At 52.9% G+C, this 18,204-nt stretch carries 15 protein-coding genes; 13 read left to right on the top strand and 2 right to left on the bottom strand.

The features are described 5' to 3' along the window. Window positions 1-5 precede the first annotated feature (5 nt). The gene (gene speA / locus JTI98_RS01330; protein WP_042998051.1) at window positions 6-1,982 is read left to right on the top strand and encodes a biosynthetic arginine decarboxylase; all 1,977 of its coding nucleotides are present in this window, start codon (window positions 6-8) and stop codon (window positions 1,980-1,982) included. 143 nt (window positions 1,983-2,125) lie between these two features. Next, window positions 2,126-3,046, top strand: a complete 921-nt coding sequence (gene speB / locus JTI98_RS01325; protein ID WP_002434404.1) for an agmatinase — start codon at window positions 2,126-2,128, stop codon at window positions 3,044-3,046. A 204-nt stretch (window positions 3,047-3,250) separates the two neighbouring features. Here speB and JTI98_RS01320 read toward each other — a convergent pair whose 3' ends face one another. Beyond that, window positions 3,251-4,009, bottom strand: a complete 759-nt coding sequence (locus tag JTI98_RS01320; protein WP_042998049.1) for a M48 family metallopeptidase — start codon at window positions 4,007-4,009, stop codon at window positions 3,251-3,253. A 278-nt stretch (window positions 4,010-4,287) separates the two neighbouring features. Between JTI98_RS01320 and tkt the strand changes: the two genes are divergently transcribed. The 10 genes from tkt to fbaA all read left to right on the top strand — a co-directional run bounded on the left by tkt (window position 4,288) and on the right by fbaA (window position 15,641). Beyond that, window positions 4,288-6,279 carry a transketolase gene (gene tkt, locus JTI98_RS01315; protein WP_042998048.1) on the top strand — a complete coding sequence of 664 codons (1,992 nt, stop codon included), beginning with the start codon at window positions 4,288-4,290 and terminating at the stop codon, window positions 6,277-6,279. 318 nt (window positions 6,280-6,597) lie between these two features. Next, the gene (gene cmtB, locus JTI98_RS01310) at window positions 6,598-7,041 is read left to right on the top strand and encodes a PTS mannitol transporter subunit IIA (RefSeq protein WP_042998047.1); all 444 of its coding nucleotides are present in this window, start codon (window positions 6,598-6,600) and stop codon (window positions 7,039-7,041) included. Between the two features lie 27 nt (window positions 7,042-7,068). Continuing rightward, window positions 7,069-8,448, top strand: coding sequence for a PTS mannitol transporter subunit IICB (locus JTI98_RS01305; RefSeq protein WP_042998046.1), 1,380 nt, complete (start codon window positions 7,069-7,071; stop codon window positions 8,446-8,448). A gap of 23 nt (window positions 8,449-8,471) precedes the next feature. Then, entirely contained in the window at window positions 8,472-9,749 is a 1,278-nt protein-coding gene (locus JTI98_RS01300; RefSeq protein WP_216081839.1) for a zinc-binding dehydrogenase, read from the top strand. Next, a complete protein-coding gene (gene glpX / locus JTI98_RS01295; protein ID WP_216081838.1) occupies window positions 9,746-10,717 on the top strand; it encodes a class II fructose-bisphosphatase in 972 nt (323 codons plus the stop codon). The genes JTI98_RS01300 and glpX overlap by 4 nt, the downstream gene beginning before the upstream one ends. Window positions 10,718-10,732: 15 nt before the next feature. Then, window positions 10,733-11,242 carry an MltR family transcriptional regulator gene (locus tag JTI98_RS01290; protein WP_042998043.1) on the top strand — a complete coding sequence of 170 codons (510 nt, stop codon included), beginning with the start codon at window positions 10,733-10,735 and terminating at the stop codon, window positions 11,240-11,242. Then, window positions 11,239-11,949, top strand: a complete 711-nt coding sequence (locus JTI98_RS01285; protein WP_042998042.1) for a nucleoside/nucleotide kinase family protein — start codon at window positions 11,239-11,241, stop codon at window positions 11,947-11,949. Before JTI98_RS01290 ends, JTI98_RS01285 begins: the two co-directional genes overlap by 4 nt. A gap of 287 nt (window positions 11,950-12,236) precedes the next feature. Further along, window positions 12,237-13,256, top strand: coding sequence for an erythrose-4-phosphate dehydrogenase (epd, locus tag JTI98_RS01280; protein ID WP_042998041.1), 1,020 nt, complete (start codon window positions 12,237-12,239; stop codon window positions 13,254-13,256). Window positions 13,257-13,307: 51 nt separating this feature from the next. Further along, window positions 13,308-14,471, top strand: a complete 1,164-nt coding sequence (gene pgk, locus JTI98_RS01275) for a phosphoglycerate kinase (protein ID WP_042324055.1) — start codon at window positions 13,308-13,310, stop codon at window positions 14,469-14,471. A gap of 90 nt (window positions 14,472-14,561) precedes the next feature. Next, a complete protein-coding gene (gene fbaA, locus JTI98_RS01270; RefSeq protein ID WP_042998040.1) occupies window positions 14,562-15,641 on the top strand; it encodes a class II fructose-bisphosphate aldolase in 1,080 nt (359 codons plus the stop codon). A 96-nt stretch (window positions 15,642-15,737) separates the two neighbouring features. Here fbaA and JTI98_RS01265 read toward each other — a convergent pair whose 3' ends face one another. Next, window positions 15,738-16,643 carry a carbamate kinase gene (locus JTI98_RS01265; protein ID WP_058587595.1) on the bottom strand — a complete coding sequence of 302 codons (906 nt, stop codon included), beginning with the start codon at window positions 16,641-16,643 and terminating at the stop codon, window positions 15,738-15,740. A 335-nt stretch (window positions 16,644-16,978) separates the two neighbouring features. Here JTI98_RS01265 and JTI98_RS01260 point away from each other — a divergent pair, with 335 nt between their 5' ends. Beyond that, a complete protein-coding gene (locus JTI98_RS01260; protein ID WP_216081837.1) occupies window positions 16,979-18,202 on the top strand; it encodes an MFS transporter in 1,224 nt (407 codons plus the stop codon). The last annotated feature ends 2 nt before the right edge of the window (window positions 18,203-18,204 follow it).

Raw genomic sequence — 18,204 nt, 5'->3', positions numbered from 1 at the left:
TCGCTATGTCTGACGACATGTCTTTGGGTTCGCCTTCGTCAGCAGGCGAACAGGGTGTACTACGCTCCATGCAGGAGGTTGCAATGAGCTCCCAGGAAGCCAGCAAGATGCTGCGTACTTACAATATTGCCTGGTGGGGCAATAACTACTATGACGTCAATGAGTTGGGTCACATTAGCGTGTGCCCGGACCCTGACGTCCCCGAAGCGCGCGTCGATCTCGCTAAGCTGGTGAAAGCACGTGAAGCGCAAGGGCAACGCCTGCCGGCGCTGTTTTGCTTCCCGCAGATCCTGCAACACCGCCTGCGTTCGATTAACGCGGCGTTCAAACGCGCGCGTGAGTCGTACGGCTATAACGGTGACTATTTCCTGGTTTACCCCATCAAGGTTAACCAGCATCGTCGCGTCATCGAATCCTTAATCCATTCTGGCGAACCGCTGGGTCTGGAAGCCGGTTCCAAAGCGGAACTGATGGCCGTTCTGGCGCATGCCGGGATGACCCGTTCGGTAATTGTGTGTAACGGCTATAAAGACCGTGAGTACATTCGCCTGGCGCTGATTGGCGAGAAGATGGGCCATAAAGTCTATCTGGTCATCGAGAAGATGTCAGAAATCGCCATTGTGCTGGATGAAGCCGAACGTCTGAACGTCATTCCGCGTCTGGGCGTGCGTGCGCGTCTGGCTTCGCAGGGGTCTGGCAAATGGCAGTCCTCCGGCGGCGAAAAATCCAAATTTGGCCTGGCGGCAACGCAGGTTCTGCAACTGGTGGAAACGCTGCGTGAAGCCGGGCGTCTCGATAGTTTGCAACTGCTGCATTTCCACCTCGGATCGCAGATGGCGAATATCCGTGATATTGCCACCGGTGTGCGTGAGTCTGCCCGTTTCTATGTTGAGCTGCATAAGCTCGGCGTCAACATTCAGTGCTTCGATGTGGGCGGCGGTCTGGGGGTCGATTACGAAGGAACCCGCTCGCAGTCTGACTGCTCGGTGAACTACGGCCTGAATGAGTACGCCAACAATATTATCTGGGCGATTGGCGATGCCTGTGAAGAAAATGGCCTGCCGCATCCGACGGTGATCACCGAGTCCGGTCGTGCGGTGACCGCGCACCACACGGTGCTGGTGTCCAACATCATCGGCGTTGAGCGTAACGAATATACCGTGCCTGTTGCTCCGGCTGATGACGCGCCGCGCGCGCTGCAAAGCATGTGGGAAACCTGGCAGGAGATGCACGAGCCGGGTACCCGTCGCTCGCTGCGCGAATGGCTGCACGACAGCCAGATGGATTTGCACGATATCCACATCGGATACTCCTCCGGCACTTTCAGCCTGCAGGAACGTGCGTGGGCGGAACAGCTTTATCTGAGCATGTGTCACGAAGTGCAGAAACAGCTGGATCCGCAAAACCGCGCGCATCGTCCGATCATTGATGAACTGCAAGAGCGTATGGCGGACAAAATGTACGTCAACTTCTCGCTGTTCCAGTCAATGCCGGATGCGTGGGGGATCGATCAGCTGTTCCCGGTCCTGCCGCTGGAAGGGCTGGATCAGGTACCTGAACGTCGTGCGGTTCTGTTGGACATCACCTGTGATTCCGACGGCGCTATCGATCACTACATCGACGGCGATGGCATTGCGACCACCATGCCGATGCCAGAGTACGATCCGGATAACCCGCCGATGCTCGGTTTCTTTATGGTCGGCGCATATCAGGAGATCCTCGGCAACATGCACAACCTGTTTGGCGATACCGAAGCGGTGGACGTGTTTGTCTTCCCGGACGGCAGCGTAGAAGTTGAGCTGTCGGATGAAGGGGATACCGTGGCGGACATGCTGCAATATGTGCAGTTGGATCCGAAAACGCTGCTGACACACTTCCGCGATCAGGTGAAACAAACCGGCCTGGACGATGCGCTGCAGCAGCAGTTCCTCGAAGAGTTCGAAGCGGGTCTGTACGGCTATACGTATCTCGAAGACGAGTAATGGCTGATGCCCGGACGACTTGAACCTGGGCAATTAAGCAGCGATAATTTACTCAATTACTGTGTTTACGAATCAAACCCTTTCTCGTCGGGCCTAACGACGCGGGAGGGTTTTTTTATATCGACGAATAAGAGGTTTTTGCCATGAGCACCTTAGGTCATCAGTACGATAACTCCCTGGTTTCAAACGCCTTTGGTTTCCTGCGTTTGCCAATGAATTTCCAGCCGTATGACAGCGATGCCGACTGGGTGATCACTGGCGTGCCGTTTGACATGGCGACGTCCGGTCGCGCGGGCGGACGTCACGGCCCGGCGGCGATCCGTCAGGTGTCAACGAATCTGGCCTGGGAACACAACCGCTTCCCGTGGAATTTCGACATGCGTGAGCGCCTGAACGTGGTGGACTGCGGCGACCTGGTTTACGCTTTTGGCGACGCGCGTGAAATGAGTGAAAAACTGCAGGCGCACGCCGAGAAACTGCTGGCAGCCGGTAAACGGATGCTGTCGTTTGGCGGCGACCACTTTGTGACGCTGCCGCTGCTGCGCGCGCACGCGAAACACTTTGGCAAAATGGCGCTGGTCCATTTCGATGCCCACACCGACACCTATGCGAATGGCTGTGAGTTCGACCATGGCACCATGTTCTACACTGCGCCGAACGAAGGGTTGATCGATCCGAATCACTCCGTGCAGATCGGCATTCGTACAGAATTCGACAAAGACAACGGCTTTACCGTGCTGGACGCCTGTCAGGTGAATGATCGCGGCGTTGATGACATCATCGCTCAGGTGAAACAGATTGTCGGCGACATGCCGGTCTATCTGACCTTTGATATCGACTGCCTGGATCCGGCATTCGCGCCGGGGACCGGTACGCCAGTGATTGGCGGTCTGACTTCCGATCGCGCCATCAAGCTGGTGCGCGGCCTGAAAGATCTGAACATCGTAGGGATGGACGTGGTGGAAGTGGCGCCGGCTTACGATCAGTCAGAAATCACCGCCCTGGCGGCGGCAACGCTGGCGCTGGAGATGCTGTACATTCAGGCAGCGAAGAAAGGCGAGTAACGGGTTTCGGGCTATTTTACTCGCCATTTTGAACCCGGGCAGTGCTCGCCATCCTCACGTACTCCGTGTACGCTCCGGTGGCTGTGCGCTGTCCAGGCTCAAACTGGCTTCGCCAATAACGCCCGATCACCGGACTAAATTTGTAGTTCTGTAGTTCTGTAGGCCGGATAAGGCGCTTACGCCATCATCCGGCACGCTTGAATGTTACTTAATCCCGTCTGCTTTCATACGATCGCGAATATGTTGCGCACGTTCTGCGGAGGCCGGGTGATCGTCAAACATTGAGCTTTGACGACCTTCTTCCAGTTTCGCCAGTTTTTCGAAGCTGGTGGCAAGACCCGCCGGGCTGATACCGCGTTTGCGCAACAAATCGTACGAGTAGTCGTCCGCTTCCGCTTCCTGACGCTGGGAGAACTGCGAGTTCACCAGTTTTTCCCCCAGATCGCCGAGCTGTGATTGCGACAGGCTGCCGACGATCCCACCCGCTGAGGCTGCGGCTGCACGAACGGCGTTAGTGCCCAGCGCCACCTGCATACCTTTCTTCACGTGTCCGAGCGCAACGTGACCCATTTCATGGCCAATCACGGCTTCGACTTCGTTGTCCGTCATCATGTCCATCAGGCCGCTATAGACACGAATACAGCCGTTCGCCATCGCGAAGGCATTCACGTCTTTCGCCATGTAGACCTTGTAGTTGACCGCTTGTCCGTTGATGTTATCGCCGAGCGCCGTGGCGATTTTGTTCAGGCGCTTCGCGTACTCGCTGCCGGCTGGCGCGATAGTCGCTTTACCATCCATTTCCGTACAGGCCTGGTTGCTTAACGCGATAACCTGCGTGTCGCTCAGACTGTAGGCCTGAAAAGCCTCGGCCCCTGAGGAGAGCAGTCCATTGGAATTCATATTCTGGCAGCCGGTCAACACCGTCGCCATGCCCATAGCAAGCAGTAACGCGCGAATCTTCATGTTGTTTCTTCCACACGAAATGAGGATTGTTCTAAAAGTGCGCGATTTACAGATGAATCCGCGCTCTCGCTAAGTATAAAGAAAAGAACAACAAGCGGGCGAGCAGATTGCGCAACATGCGAGTGTGATCCGGAGATTTCTGAAGCGGCAAAAGGATGCTCCATGTACATGACACGCGGCTTGGGTTACATTGTTGGCACTTTTTTCCGGCGTAGCCCAAAACGCGCTGTCGTCAAGTCGTTGCGGGTATGGCCTTCATCATCCGATCTGGAGTCAAAATGTCCTCACGTAAAGAGCTTGCCAATGCTATTCGTGCGCTGAGCATGGACGCAGTACAGAAAGCCAAATCCGGTCATCCGGGTGCCCCGATGGGTATGGCTGACATTGCCGAAGTCCTGTGGCGTGATTTCCTGAACCACAACCCGAGCAACCCGTCCTGGGCCGATCGTGACCGTTTCGTACTGTCTAACGGCCACGGCTCCATGTTGATTTACAGCCTGCTGCACCTCACCGGTTACGATCTGCCGATGTCTGAGCTGCAGAACTTCCGTCAGCTGCATTCCAAAACTCCGGGCCACCCGGAAGTGGGTTACACCGCCGGTGTGGAAACCACTACCGGTCCGCTGGGTCAGGGTATTGCGAACGCGGTCGGTATGGCTATCGCTGAAAAAACACTGGCTGCGCAGTTTAACCGTCCGGGCCATGACATCGTTGATCACTACACCTATGCGTTCATGGGCGACGGCTGCATGATGGAAGGTATCTCTCACGAGGTATGCTCTCTGGCCGGTACGCTGAAGCTGGGCAAACTGGTCGCGTTCTACGATGACAACGGTATCTCTATCGACGGTCACGTTGAAGGTTGGTTCACTGACGATACCGCTAAACGTTTCGAAGCGTACGGCTGGCACGTCGTACGAGGTGTTGATGGTCACGACGCTGACGCTATCAAACGCGCAGTCGAAGAAGCGCGTGCGGTGACCGACAAACCGTCCCTGCTGATGTGCAAAACCATCATCGGTTTCGGTTCCCCGAACAAAGCGGGTACCCACGACTCCCACGGCGCGCCGCTGGGCGACGCAGAAATCGCACTGACCCGCGAACAGTTGGGCTGGAAATACGCGCCGTTCGAAATCCCGTCTGAAATCTACGCTCAGTGGGATGCGAAAGAAGCCGGCCAGGCGAAAGAGTCTGCCTGGAACGAGAAATTTGCCGCCTACGCGAAAGCCTTCCCGCAGGAAGCTGCTGAGTTCACCCGTCGTATGAAAGGTGAAATGCCGTCTGATTTCGACGCAAAAGCGAACGAGTTTATTGCTAAGCTGCAGGCGAACCCGGCGAAAATCGCCAGCCGTAAAGCGTCTCAGAATGCAATCGAAGCCTTTGGTCCGTTGCTGCCAGAATTCCTCGGCGGCTCTGCTGACCTGGCGCCGTCTAACCTGACGCTGTGGTCGGGTTCTAAAGCGATCAACGAAGATGCTGCCGGTAACTATATCCATTACGGCGTACGCGAATTCGGTATGACCGCGATTGCCAACGGTATCTCCCTGCACGGTGGTTTCCTGCCGTACACCTCCACCTTCCTGATGTTCGTGGAATATGCCCGTAACGCGGTACGCATGGCTGCGCTGATGAAACAGCGTCAGGTGATGGTTTACACCCACGACTCCATCGGTCTGGGCGAAGATGGCCCGACTCACCAGCCGGTAGAGCAGGTGGCTTCTCTGCGCGTCACGCCGAACATGAGCACCTGGCGTCCGTGTGACCAGGTTGAATCCGCCGTGGCGTGGAAGTACGGCGTTGAGCGTCAGGACGGCCCGACCGCGCTGATCCTCTCCCGTCAGAACCTGGCACAGCAGGAACGTACTGAAGAGCAACTGGCGAACATCGCGCGCGGTGGCTACGTATTGAAAGATTGTGCAGGCCAGCCTGAGCTTATCTTCATCGCGACCGGTTCTGAAGTTGAGCTGGCGGTTGCCGCATGGGACAAACTGACCGCAGAAGGCGTGAAAGCGCGCGTGGTCTCCATGCCATCTACTGACGCGTTCGACAAGCAGGATGCGGCTTACCGTGAATCCGTACTGCCGAAAGCGGTTACCGCTCGCGTGGCAGTGGAAGCCGGTATCGCTGACTACTGGTTCAAGTACGTGGGTCTGAACGGCGCGATCGTCGGCATGACCACCTTCGGTGAATCTGCTCCGGCAGAGCTGCTGTTCGAAGAGTTCGGCTTCACCGTCGACAACGTTGTCGCGAAAGCAAAAGCACTGCTGTAATCATCATTACAACAGTCTCTAACGGGTCGCTTCGGCGGCCCGTTATCATCTGGGACGGTATTTATTTTCACTCAGGCAAGGGGTTGTTGTCGATCTGCTTCACAAAAATGATATTTTGTGGATTACCAAAATTGTAATGCGAGTCACATAATTGCTCTTGCTATTTTTATTTCTATTTGTAGTTGATTGTTTTTTAATGATTTAAATTATTCCCCCTTTTCCCTGTCTCTGTTTTCCCCTCGATTGCTTTCATTTTGCCGCACGCGTATTTTGTTTTTAGCGAGACGCTGTACCCTAAAAATAAAATAAGGACAATTTATGCGGTTGATTGACTATTTTCCGGAAGCTTCTATTTCAATAAAAGCGGTGGCAAAGAACTGGCAGGAAGCTATTGATTTTTCCATGGCATCGTTGCTGGCAAATCATTATGTGAATGCCAATTATATCCAGGCTATAAAAGATTCGACGATCAACAATGGTCCTTATTATATTCTGGCTCCCGGTGTGGCGATGCCTCATGCTCGTCCGGAATGCGGCGCGCTAAAAACAGGCATGTCATTAACGCTACTTAAACAGGAAGTACAATTTGCCGACGATGACGAACCCGTAAAATTACTTATTGGGTTATCAGCGGCAAATGCCGATTCACATATCGGCGCTATCCAGGCTTTAAGCGAACTATTATGTGAAGAGGAAAACCTCGCAGCATTATTTGCTGCTAAATCAGAAAAACAGCTGGCGGATATTATCGCCCGCGCATAATCATTTTCTCCTCGACAGGATATTATCATGGAACACAAGTCTGCTCGTGCAAAGGTCCAGGCTTTTGGGGGATTTTTGACTGCAATGGTCATCCCTAATATCGGTGCTTTTATTGCCTGGGGTTTTATTACTGCATTATTTATTCCGACAGGGTGGATGCCCAATGAGCATTTCGCCAAAATAGTCGGTCCGATGATTACCTATTTATTACCCGTCATGATTGGCTCCACCGGTGGACATCTGGTAGGTGGGAAGCGCGGGGCGGTGATGGGGGGGATCGGTACCATCGGCGTGATTATTGGCGCAGATATCCCGATGTTCCTCGGTTCCATGATTATGGGGCCACTGGGTGGTCTGGTGATTAAATACATTGACCGACTGCTGGACCAGCGTATTCCCGCAGGCTTTGAGATGGTGATTAATAACTTCTCATTAGGCATTGCCGGAATGATGTTGTGCCTGCTGGGGTTTGAAGTCATTGGCCCGGCGGTCCTCATTGCCAATAACTTTGTGAAAGAGTGTATTGAATCACTGGTACATGCAGGTTATCTACCGCTGCTTTCACTAATTAATGAACCCGCGAAAATCCTCTTTCTGAATAATGCCATCGATCAGGGGGTCTATTATCCGCTGGGAATGCAGCAAGCCTCGGAGACAGGAAAATCCATCTTTTTCATGGTGGCCTCAAACCCTGGTCCCGGTTTAGGTTTACTGCTGGCGTTTACCTTCTTTGGTAAAGGGATGGCAAAGAAATCTGCACCCGGCGCCATGATTATCCATTTTCTGGGCGGCATTCACGAACTCTACTTCCCGTACGTGCTGATGAAGCCACTGACCCTGGTGGGCATGATTGCCGGGGGAATGAGCGGAACATGGGTGTTTAACCTGTTAGGCGGTGGCCTGGTTGCGGGTCCGAGCCCAGGGTCGATTTTCGCTTACCTGGCATTGACGCCTAAAGGCTCTTTCCTGGCCACGATTGCGGGCGTCACGGCGGGAACCGTAGTGACTTTTATCATCACCTCATTGATCCTGAAAATGGAAAGAAATGGTCTGGCCGAGAGTGAAGAGACGTTCAGTGATTCCGCCAAAGCTGTCAAAGCCATGAAGCAGGAAGGCAGTTTTTCATATCGCCATGTCAAACGTATCGCCTTTGTGTGTGATGCGGGAATGGGGTCCAGTGCGATGGGGGCGACGACGTTTCGTAAGCGCCTGGAAAAAGCCGGGTTGTCTATCGATGTCAAACATTACGCCATCGAAAATGTCCCTGACGATGCCGATATTATCGTGACGCACGCCAGTCTCGAGGGCCGCGTTAAACGAGTCAGTCATAAGCCTCTGGTGTTGATTAAAAATTATATTGGCGACCCGCTGCTTGACGATTTATTTAATCACTTAACGTCGAATTAGCATTTCTGGTTCCTGGAGTTAATATGAAAACGAAAGTGGCTGCAATATATGGCAAACAAGATGTACGTATCCGTGAGTTTGAATTACCTGAAATTACGGATAATGAACTGTTAGTCAGCGTGATTTCCGACAGCGTATGTTTATCTACCTGGAAGGCCGCGACATTAGCCAGTGAACATAAACGTGTTCCTGATGATCTGGAAAATCATCCGGTGATTACCGGTCACGAATGTGCCGGGATCATTGTTGAAGTAGGTAAAAATTTAACCGGGAAATATAAAAAAGGGCAACGTTTTGTTTTACAACCCGCAATGGGATTGCCGAGCGGCTATTCCGCGGGATACAGCTACGAATATTTCGGTGGTAATGCCACGTATATGATTATCCCTGAAATTGCGATAAATCTGGGATGCGTATTGCCATACCACGGTTCTTATTTTGCGGCCGCCTCGCTGGCGGAACCGATGTGTTGCATCATTGGTGCCTATAAAGCGAATTATCATACGACGCCTTATGTGTATGAGCACCGAATGGGGATTAAGCCCGGCGGCAATATTGCGCTTTTAGCCTGCGCCGGGCCAATGGGGATCGGTGCGATTGATTATGCCATTAACGGCGGGATCCAACCGGCACGCGTGGTGGTGGTGGATATTGATGAAACGCGTCTGGAGCAGGCTAAAAAACTCCTGCCAGTCGAACTGGCCGCACGCAAGGGAATCGAACTCACCTATGTGAATTCGTCCGGTATGGCCGACCCCGCGACGCAACTGCGCGAATTAACGGGCGGCGCCGGGTTCGATGACGTTTTTGTCTATGCCGCCGTGCCAGCCGTCGTGGAGATGGCTGACGATCTTCTGGCAGAAGATGGCTGTCTGAACTTCTTTGCCGGTCCGACGGATAGTCGTTTCAAGGTGCCGTTTAATTTCTACAACGTGCATTACAACAGTACTCACGTAGTCGGAACCTCTGGCGGTTCCACTGAGGACATGAAAGAGGCGATTGCACTGAGTGCGACGGGCCAGCTTCAGCCATCGTTTATGGTGACCCATATTGGTGGTCTCGATGCAGTGCCCGATACCGTTCTGAATTTGCCGGATATTCCAGGCGGCAAGAAGCTTATCTATAACGGTGTGACGATGCCGCTGACGGCAATTGCTGATTTCGCTGAGAAAGGCAAAACCGATCCGTTATTCAGAGAACTGGCGCGTCTTGTGGAGGAGACACACGGAATCTGGAATGAGAAAGCAGAAAAGTATCTGCTGGCGCAGTTTGGCGTGGATATCGGGGAGGCGGCGGCATGAAGTCGTTGGCATGGCCGCTGTTTCGCATCACGGAGCAGGCAGCGCTGGCTGCCTGGCCGCAAACCGGCTGCGGCGATAAGAACAAAATAGATGGACTGGCAGTGAGTGCGATGCGCACGGCCTTGAATGACATCGCTATTCGCGGGCGCATCGTCATTGGTGAGGGCGAGATTGATCACGCGCCGATGCTGTGGATTGGCGAAGAGGTTGGCAGCGGCAGCGGGCCAGAGGTTGATATCGCGGTCGATCCTATTGAAGGCACCCGGATGGTTGCGATGGGGCAGAGCAATGCGCTGGCGGTGATGGCGTTTGCGCCGCGGGGAAGCTTGTTACATGCCCCTGATATGTACATGAAAAAGCTGGTTGTTAACCGGCAGGCGAAAGGGGTGATTAACCTGGCGCGGCCCCTGGCGGATAATCTGCGTCAGGTGGCGAAAGCGCTGGGCAAACCGCTGGACCGACTGCGCATGGCCACGCTGGATAAACCGCGGCTTCAGCCAGCGATTGCCGAAGCCACGCAGTTGGGGGTGAAAGTCTTTGCCCTGTCTGATGGTGATGTGGCCGCCAGTGTTCTGGCCTGTTTACAGGATAACCCTTATGACCTGATGTATACCATTGGCGGTGCACCAGAAGGCGTGATTTCCGCCTGTGCGGTGAAAGCGTTGGGGGGGGATATGCAGGCCGAGCTGATCGATTTTTGTGAAGCGAAAGGCGACACCGAAGAGCATCGTCTTATCGCCGCCCTGGAGCGCCAGCGCTGCGCGGAAATGGGCGTCGAGGTCAATCGGATCTATACGCTCGATGAACTGGTAGCGGGACATGACGTTCTCTTCAGCGCGACCGGAGTGACCGGCGGCGATCTTGTGAATGGGATCCAACAGGTTGCAAAGGGGGTGCGTACGCAAACTTTACTGATCGGCGGCGCGGATCGAACGTGTAATATAATAGACTCTCTGCATTCATGGTGATTGATCGGGAAACAAATGACGACGCTGACAGAAGACGATGTGCTGGAGCAACTGGATGCTCAAAATAACTTACTTTCGTTTATGACGACGGCACATTCCATTTTGCTACAGGGCATTAAGCGCTTTCTGCCGTCGCTATTTGTCGATAACGATGAAGAGATTGTGGAATATGCAGTGAAGCCGTTACTTGCCCAGAGTGGGCCGCTTGATGATATTGACGTTGCGCTGCGCCTGATTTATGCGCTGGGAAAAATGGATAAATGGCTTTATGCCGATATTACGCATTTTTCGCAGTTTTATCAGTACGTCAGCGAACGGGATGAGATCCCGGGATTTGCCGATGACATCACCTGGGATTTTATCAGCAACGTCAACAGTATTACCCGCAATACGACCTTATATAGTGCGCTGGAGTCGATGAAATTTGCCGACTTTGCGGCGTGGTCTGAGGTGCGTTTTTCCGGAATGGTCAAGACGGCAATGACGCTGGCGGTAACGTCAATTTTAAAGGAATTAACACCGTGAAAATCGGACTGATGGTCAACGGGTTGCGGGTTGAAGCCCATTATCATGATGATGAGATAGAGAACGTTCATAAGCCGTTATTACAGCGACTGGCAAACGTCCATTCCGCGAACGCCAGACGACGCACCGTTGTGTTTCTGAGTGCGCCGCCCGGGACCGGAAAATCCACACTGACCACGTTCTGGGAGTGGCTTTCTCGTCAGGAACCCTCTTTGCCGGCGATCCAGACGCTCCCGATGGATGGTTTCCATCATTACAATGACTGGCTGGACACGCACCATCTGCGTGCGTACAAAGGGGCACCAGAGACGTTTGACGTTGAAAAACTGGCGCAGAATCTGCGACAGATTAGAGAAGGCGAAGGGACCTGGCCGCAATATGATCGGCAAAAGCACGATCCGGTCGAAGACGCGATTGTGGTGAGCGCGCCGATTGTCATTGTGGAAGGGAACTGGCTGCTGCGGGATGACGAGAGATGGCGGGCGCTGGCGGCGTTCTGCGATTTTTCCCTGTTTATTCGCGCGCCAGCGGAGGCCCTGCGTGCGCGACTGGTGGGGCGCAAGCTGGCTGGAGGATTATCGCCAGCCGATGCCGAGGCGTTTTACGAACGCACAGACGGACCGAATGTTGAGCGAGTGCTGCGCGAGAGTCGTCCTGCTAGTCTGCTACTGGAGATGAATGCCACTGGGGAATACCGTCTCGCCTGATGATAAATTATTCCAGCTAAGACGTGATGATTATTACGGCTTACTGGAATAATTACCCCCGTTCGTAGCGGGTAAAATGTGATGCAGGTCATATAGCTGGCTTAATCGTCTGGACAATCATTCCTTTTATTCCCCGTTTCGCTTATTCTAGCTGAAGCGTTTCAGTCGATTAAATGTTCGACAAATAATCAATCAGTCGCAGTTTGCGACAGGTAAGGTTTCCCTGAACGATGCGCTGGATTACTCTGTCAGCCACATCTGAATCGGGATAGCCTTGCAGGAGATCTATGACCGTACGCGTAGCGATTAATGGCTTCGGTCGCATCGGACGTAATGTGGTTCGTGCTTTATATGAATCCGGACGTCGGGCGGAAATCACCGTGGTGGCAATCAATGAACTGGCGGATGCTTCAGGCATGGCGCATTTGTTGAAATATGACACCAGCCATGGACGTTTTGCATGGGACGTTCGCCAGGAGCGTGAGCAGCTCATAGTTGGCGACGACGCGATTCGCATTCTGCATGAGTCTTCGCTTGAGGCGCTTCCGTGGCGCGAGCTCGGCGTTGATATCGTACTGGACTGTACGGGCGTCTACGGGAACCGCGAACACGGCGAGGCGCATATCGCCGCTGGCGCGAAGAAAGTGCTCTTTTCACATCCTGGCAGCAACGATCTCGACGCCACCGTGGTATTTGGCGTCAATCAGGATCAACTGCGCGCGGACCACCGCATCGTCTCCAATGCTTCGTGTACCACGAATTGTATTATTCCCATTATCAAATTATTGGATGATGCCTATGGCATAGAGTCCGGTACGGTGACGACCATTCACTCCGCGATGCACGACCAGCAGGTGATTGATGCGTACCATTCTGACCTGCGTCGGACGCGCGCGGCGAGTCAGTCGATCATTCCGGTCGATACCAAACTGGCGGCAGGTATCACCCGAATTTTCCCGCAGTTTAACGATCGTTTTGAAGCGATTGCGGTGCGGGTACCGACGATAAACGTCACGGCAATCGACTTAAGCGTTACGGTGATGAAGCCAGTAAAAGCCAATGAAGTCAACCAGTTGCTGCAAAAAGCGGCACAAGGTGCATTTCATGATATAGTTGACTATACGGAATTACCGTTGGTCTCCGTCGATTTTAATCACGACCCGCATAGCGCCATTGTTGATGGTACACAAACGCGGGTCAGTGGCGCGCACCTTATTAAGACACTGGTCTGGTGTGACAATGAATGGGGCTTTGCTAACAGAATGCTCGACACCACGTTAGCGATGGCTGCAAAAGGTTTCAGGTAGGGCGCAAGGGCGTCTGCAAAACTTTATCAAGAATCAACGAGAGGATTCACCATGTCTGTAATCAAGATGACCGATTTGGATCTTGCTGGTAAACGTGTTTTTATCCGTGCGGATCTGAACGTACCAGTTAAAGAAGGGAAAGTGACCAGCGATGCGCGTATCCGTGCTTCTCTGCCGACCATCGAACTGGCCCTGAAACAAGGCGCTAAAGTGATGGTGACTTCCCACCTGGGTCGTCCTACCGAAGGCGAGTACAACGAAGAATTCTCTCTGCTGCCGGTTGTTAATTACCTGAAAGACAAACTGTCTAACCCGGTTCGCCTGGTAAAAGATTACCTCGACGGCGTTGAAGTCGCTGCCGGTGAACTGGTGGTGCTGGAAAACGTTCGCTTCAACAAAGGCGAGAAGAAAGACGACGAAGCGCTGTCCAAAAAATACGCTGCGCTGTGTGATGTGTTCGTGATGGACGCATTTGGTACGGCTCACCGTGCACAGGCTTCCACTCACGGTATCGGCAAATTTGCTGACGTCGCATGTGCCGGTCCGCTGCTGGCTGCAGAACTGGATGCGCTGGGTAAAGCGCTGAAAGAGCCGGCTCGTCCGATGGTCGCTATCGTGGGCGGTTCTAAAGTTTCCACCAAACTGACCGTTCTGGATTCCCTGTCCAAAATCGCTGATCAGCTGATCGTTGGCGGCGGCATCGCGAACACCTTCGTTGCCGCTCAGGGCCACAATGTGGGCAAATCCCTGTACGAAGCCGATCTGGTTGACGAAGCCAAACGTCTGCTGACCACGTGCGATATCCCGGTTCCGACTGACGTTCGCGTCGCGACCGAGTTCTCTGAAAGCGCTGCCGCCACGCTGAAATCCGTCAACGACGTGAAAGAAGACGAGCAGATCCTGGATATCGGCGACGCTTCTGCACAACAGCTGGCTGAAATCCTGAAGAATGCAAAAACCATTCTGTGGAACGGCCCGGTTGGCGTGTTTGAATTCCCGAACTTCCGTAAAGGAACTGAAATCGTAGCTAACGCAATTGCTGACAGCGACGCGTTCTCTATCGCAGGCGGCGGTGACACGCTGGCGGCTATTGACCTGTTCGGTATTGCTGACAAAATCTCCTACATCTCCACTGGCGGTGGCGCATTCCTCGAATTCGTGGAAGGTAAAGTTCTGCCTGCCGTAGCGATGCTCGAAGAGCGCGCTAAGAAGTAAGACACTCATGGGCAGGGAAACCTGCCCAATTTTCAGCGCGCTTAAGTGGCACGCACCCCTTTCCAAGGCCGAAGATACAGGACTCGTAACATGTCTAAAATTTTTGATTTCGTAAAACCTGGCGTTATCACCGGTGATGACGTACAGAAAGTTTTCCAGGTAGCAAAAGAAAACAACTTCGCTCTGCCAGCAGTTAACTGCGTCGGTACCGACTCTATCAACGCCGTTCTGGAAACCGCTGCAAAAGTTAAAGCGCCGGTTATCGTACAGTTCTCCAACGGTGGCGCTGCGTTCATCGCGGGTAAAGGCGTGAAAACTGACGTTCCTCAGGGTGCGGCAATCCTGGGCGCGATCTCTGGTGCGCACCACGTACATCAGATGGCTGAGCACTACGGTGTTCCGGTTATCCTGCACACTGACCACTGCGCGAAGAAACTGCTGCCGTGGATCGACGGTCTGCTGGACGCAGGTGAAAAACACTTCGCGGCGACCGGTAAACCGCTGTTCTCTTCTCATATGATCGACCTGTCTGAAGAGTCACTGGAAGAGAATATCGAAATCTGCTCCAAATACCTGGCGCGCATGTCCAAAATGGGCATGACCCTGGAAATCGAACTGGGTTGCACCGGTGGTGAAGAAGATGGTGTGGACAACAGCCACATGGACGCTTCTGCCCTGTACACCCAGCCGGAAGATGTGGATTACGCGTACACCGAGCTGAGCAAAATCAGCCCGCGTTTCACTATCGCGGCTTCTTTCGGTAACGTACACGGCGTTTACAAGCCGGGTAACGTGGTTCTGACCCCGACCATCCTGCGCGACTCTCAGGACTATGTTTCTAAGAAACACAACCTGCCGCACAACAGCCTGAACTTCGTCTTCCACGGTGGTTCCGGTTCTACCGCTCAGGAAATCAAAGATTCCGTAAGCTACGGTGTAGTCAAAATGAACATCGATACCGATACCCAATGGGCGACCTGGGAAGGTGTTCTGAACTACTACAAAGCGAATGAAGCGTATCTGCAGGGTCAGTTGGGCAACCCGAAAGGCGAAGATCAGCCGAACAAGAAATACTACGATCCGCGCGTATGGCTGCGTGCTGGCCAGACTTCCATGATCACGCGTCTGGAACAGGCTTTCAAAGAACTGAACGCAATTGACGTTCTGTAATGTAGCCTGCTGATTGTAAAAAGGCTTCCTTCGGGAAGCCTTTTTTGCGTGGTTGCCGGAGAATCTCGCCATCCGACAATGCCAAACGGCAGGGGGTTACTGCGTCACGCAGGTACCTTTCTCGCCTGTGAGTATCTGCGGTGCATCTTTCAGCGCGCCAATAAACGCCGAACGCCCGGTTTGCTTAACAAACTGGATCACCGCCGCCGCTTTTGGTCCCATTGCGCCATCCGGTGCCGCAAACGGCGCCAACTCTTCGGTTGTGACATGTCGTAACGCGCGCGCCTGTGGAGTACCCCAGTGTTCATAGACGGCATCGGCATCGGTCAGGATCAGCAGATGATCGGCGTTGATGGTATTCGCCAACACCGCAGCTGTCAGATCTTTGTCGATCACCGCTTCAGTACCCACGTATCCGTTACCCTGAGCTACCACCGGAACGCCGCCACCGCCACAGCAAATCACCGTATGCCCTGCTTCCATCAGCATCTGGATGGCCTCGCCGTCGAGGATGTTTTGCGGTATCGGTGAGGGAACGACCCGTCGAATGTATTGTCCATCCGCCTTCATCGTCCAGCCATAGCGTTGTTCCAGTTCAGCTTGTTGATCCGGTTGATAGACGGGCCCTATGTACTTACCCGGAGTGGCAAACGCCTCATCCTGCGGGTCTACTTCTACACGTGTCATCAGCGTGGTCACGGGGCAACCCCCCGTATTTTGCGTCAGCGCCTGGGCGATGGCGGCGCCAATCATTCCCTGGCTTTCAGCCACCAGTATATCAAGCGGCCAGGCGGGTGATTCCGTGTAGGCCGCGTTCTGCAACGCCAGCAACCCGACCTGAGGCCCGTTTCCGTGAACAATCACCAGTTGAAAATCGCGAGCCAGCGTCGCTACCCGTTGCGCAAAAACCTGAATGCTGCGTTGTTGGTTTTCCGCACTCAATATCTCTCCGCGCTGTAATAATGCATTCCCACCCAGTGCAATGACTAGTTTCTTTTTCATTATGACCTCAATGTGCAAAATATCTCGTGGTCAAAATAACGTTCCGGTTTTTTTATAATGTGACTTATTCGACAGCTTATTGACTGATAAAAATAACGCGTTAATTAGGATTGTTTTTAATTACTTTGTTTAAAATATTTAAAAAATGATTGTTAGACTTTTTTTAATAATGTTGCGGTCAGTTCCCAGGAATTTATAACAATGGATTTTGTGTGACTTTGCTCAAACGAAATGATGTCGCGGCCCGATATGGTGAGCAGAGTTAAAACATCAAGCCTCATCAATCGTCAGATAATATGAGGTGTTCAACGGTAAATATTACCGGGAGATTGCTTATGTCTGAATCATGTGAAGTGACTGAGGTCACGAAGAAAAAAGGAATACCGGCCTGGTGGGTGACCATTTTCCTGTTCTGGCTGGGGTGGATTTTCATGTACGCCGACCGGACGGTATTGAACCCGGTGATGGGTGAACTGGAAAAAGAGTTTGGCCTAAGTGGAACGCAATTAGGCATTCTTAATTCTGTGTTTTATTTTTCTTATGCGTTATTACAGGTCCCGGCCGGAATACTGGGTGATAAAATCGGTAAGAAAAAAGTGCTGGTGCCTGGGTTTATTCTCTTTGGCGTTTTCACGGCCGTTACCGGTTGGGCAAAAAGTTGGTACACGCTGCTGTTTGCCCGCGTTGTCACGGGCGCGGGAGAAGGGACCTATTACGGTCCACAGTACGGCCTTTCTTCCGAGCAAATCCCTAAAAAATATCGCTCGCTCGGCAGCGCAATCATCAATAGCGGCATGGCCTTCGGTATTGCGCTGGGACTGATGACCTCAAGCTGGCTGGTGTACGATCAGGGCCATTCATGGCAGATGCCGTTCTACGCGATGGCGGTTCCTTCAGTACTGGTGGGGATTGCGATCTGGCTGTTTGTGAAAGAAAAGAAACGCACTGTAGATACCGACGGACAGCCGGTAAAAAAAGGCAAATTCAGCGATCTCTTGAAAAACCGCAACCTCGTTCTGACCTATATCATGGTGTTCTGTAGCCTGTTTGGTTTCTTCGTTATTCTGACCTGGCTTCCCTATTATCTGCAAAATGAACGTGGTATTGCCGGTAGCGAAACCGGGTTTATTTCTTCGCTGGTCGCCTGGATTTCAATCCCCGGCGCGCTGTTATTCTCCAGCCTGTCTGACAAATTAGGTAAGCGCAAACCGTTAATTATGTTCCTCGTCCCGGTGGCGATCATCAGCATGCTGTCCATTGTCTGGATGCCAAACATGACTGGCGTGATTGTCGCCCTGTGTATTTACGGTCTCGTCGGCAAACTGGCACTGGATCCCGTGCTGGTTGCGCTGGTTGCCGATAGCGTTGATGAAAATAATTACAGCACCGCGTTTGGCTTATTTAATTTTATCGGCATGAGCTCTTCTATTCTTGCTCCCATTATTGCTGGCGCGGCGCGCGATATTACGGGCAGCCTGGCATCCAGTTTTTATGTGTCAGCCATTCTGTTAGCGATTGGATTGGTTGCGATGCTGTTTTTGAAAGAAAAACGTACATAAGA

The organism is Citrobacter sp. MGH 55 (assembly GCF_016906145.1).
In the GTDB taxonomy this organism is placed as follows: domain Bacteria; phylum Pseudomonadota; class Gammaproteobacteria; order Enterobacterales; family Enterobacteriaceae; genus Citrobacter_A; species Citrobacter_A amalonaticus.
The sequence above is the reverse complement of the archived record's forward strand: the minus strand, read 5'-3'. Positions and strand labels throughout refer to the sequence as shown.

What these genes read in the sequence shown, in the direction of transcription:
- cmtB (WP_042998047.1), top strand. Translation starts at nt 6,598, where the DNA reads ATGCGGTTGATTGACTATTTTCCGGAAGCTTCTATTTCAATAAAAGCG.
- JTI98_RS01300 (WP_216081839.1), top strand. Translation starts at nt 8,472, where the DNA reads ATGAAAACGAAAGTGGCTGCAATATATGGCAAACAAGATGTACGTATC.
- speA (WP_042998051.1), top strand. Translation starts at nt 6, where the DNA reads ATGTCTGACGACATGTCTTTGGGTTCGCCTTCGTCAGCAGGCGAACAG.
- JTI98_RS01265 (WP_058587595.1), bottom strand. Translation starts at nt 16,643, where the DNA reads ATGAAAAAGAAACTAGTCATTGCACTGGGTGGGAATGCATTATTACAG.
- JTI98_RS01290 (WP_042998043.1), top strand. Translation starts at nt 10,733, where the DNA reads ATGACGACGCTGACAGAAGACGATGTGCTGGAGCAACTGGATGCTCAA.
- JTI98_RS01305 (WP_042998046.1), top strand. Translation starts at nt 7,069, where the DNA reads ATGGAACACAAGTCTGCTCGTGCAAAGGTCCAGGCTTTTGGGGGATTT.
- pgk (WP_042324055.1), top strand. Translation starts at nt 13,308, where the DNA reads ATGTCTGTAATCAAGATGACCGATTTGGATCTTGCTGGTAAACGTGTT.
- fbaA (WP_042998040.1), top strand. Translation starts at nt 14,562, where the DNA reads ATGTCTAAAATTTTTGATTTCGTAAAACCTGGCGTTATCACCGGTGAT.
- tkt (WP_042998048.1), top strand. Translation starts at nt 4,288, where the DNA reads ATGTCCTCACGTAAAGAGCTTGCCAATGCTATTCGTGCGCTGAGCATG.
- JTI98_RS01260 (WP_216081837.1), top strand. Translation starts at nt 16,979, where the DNA reads ATGTCTGAATCATGTGAAGTGACTGAGGTCACGAAGAAAAAAGGAATA.
- epd (WP_042998041.1), top strand. Translation starts at nt 12,237, where the DNA reads ATGACCGTACGCGTAGCGATTAATGGCTTCGGTCGCATCGGACGTAAT.
- glpX (WP_216081838.1), top strand. Translation starts at nt 9,746, where the DNA reads ATGAAGTCGTTGGCATGGCCGCTGTTTCGCATCACGGAGCAGGCAGCG.
- JTI98_RS01320 (WP_042998049.1), bottom strand. Translation starts at nt 4,009, where the DNA reads ATGAAGATTCGCGCGTTACTGCTTGCTATGGGCATGGCGACGGTGTTG.
- speB (WP_002434404.1), top strand. Translation starts at nt 2,126, where the DNA reads ATGAGCACCTTAGGTCATCAGTACGATAACTCCCTGGTTTCAAACGCC.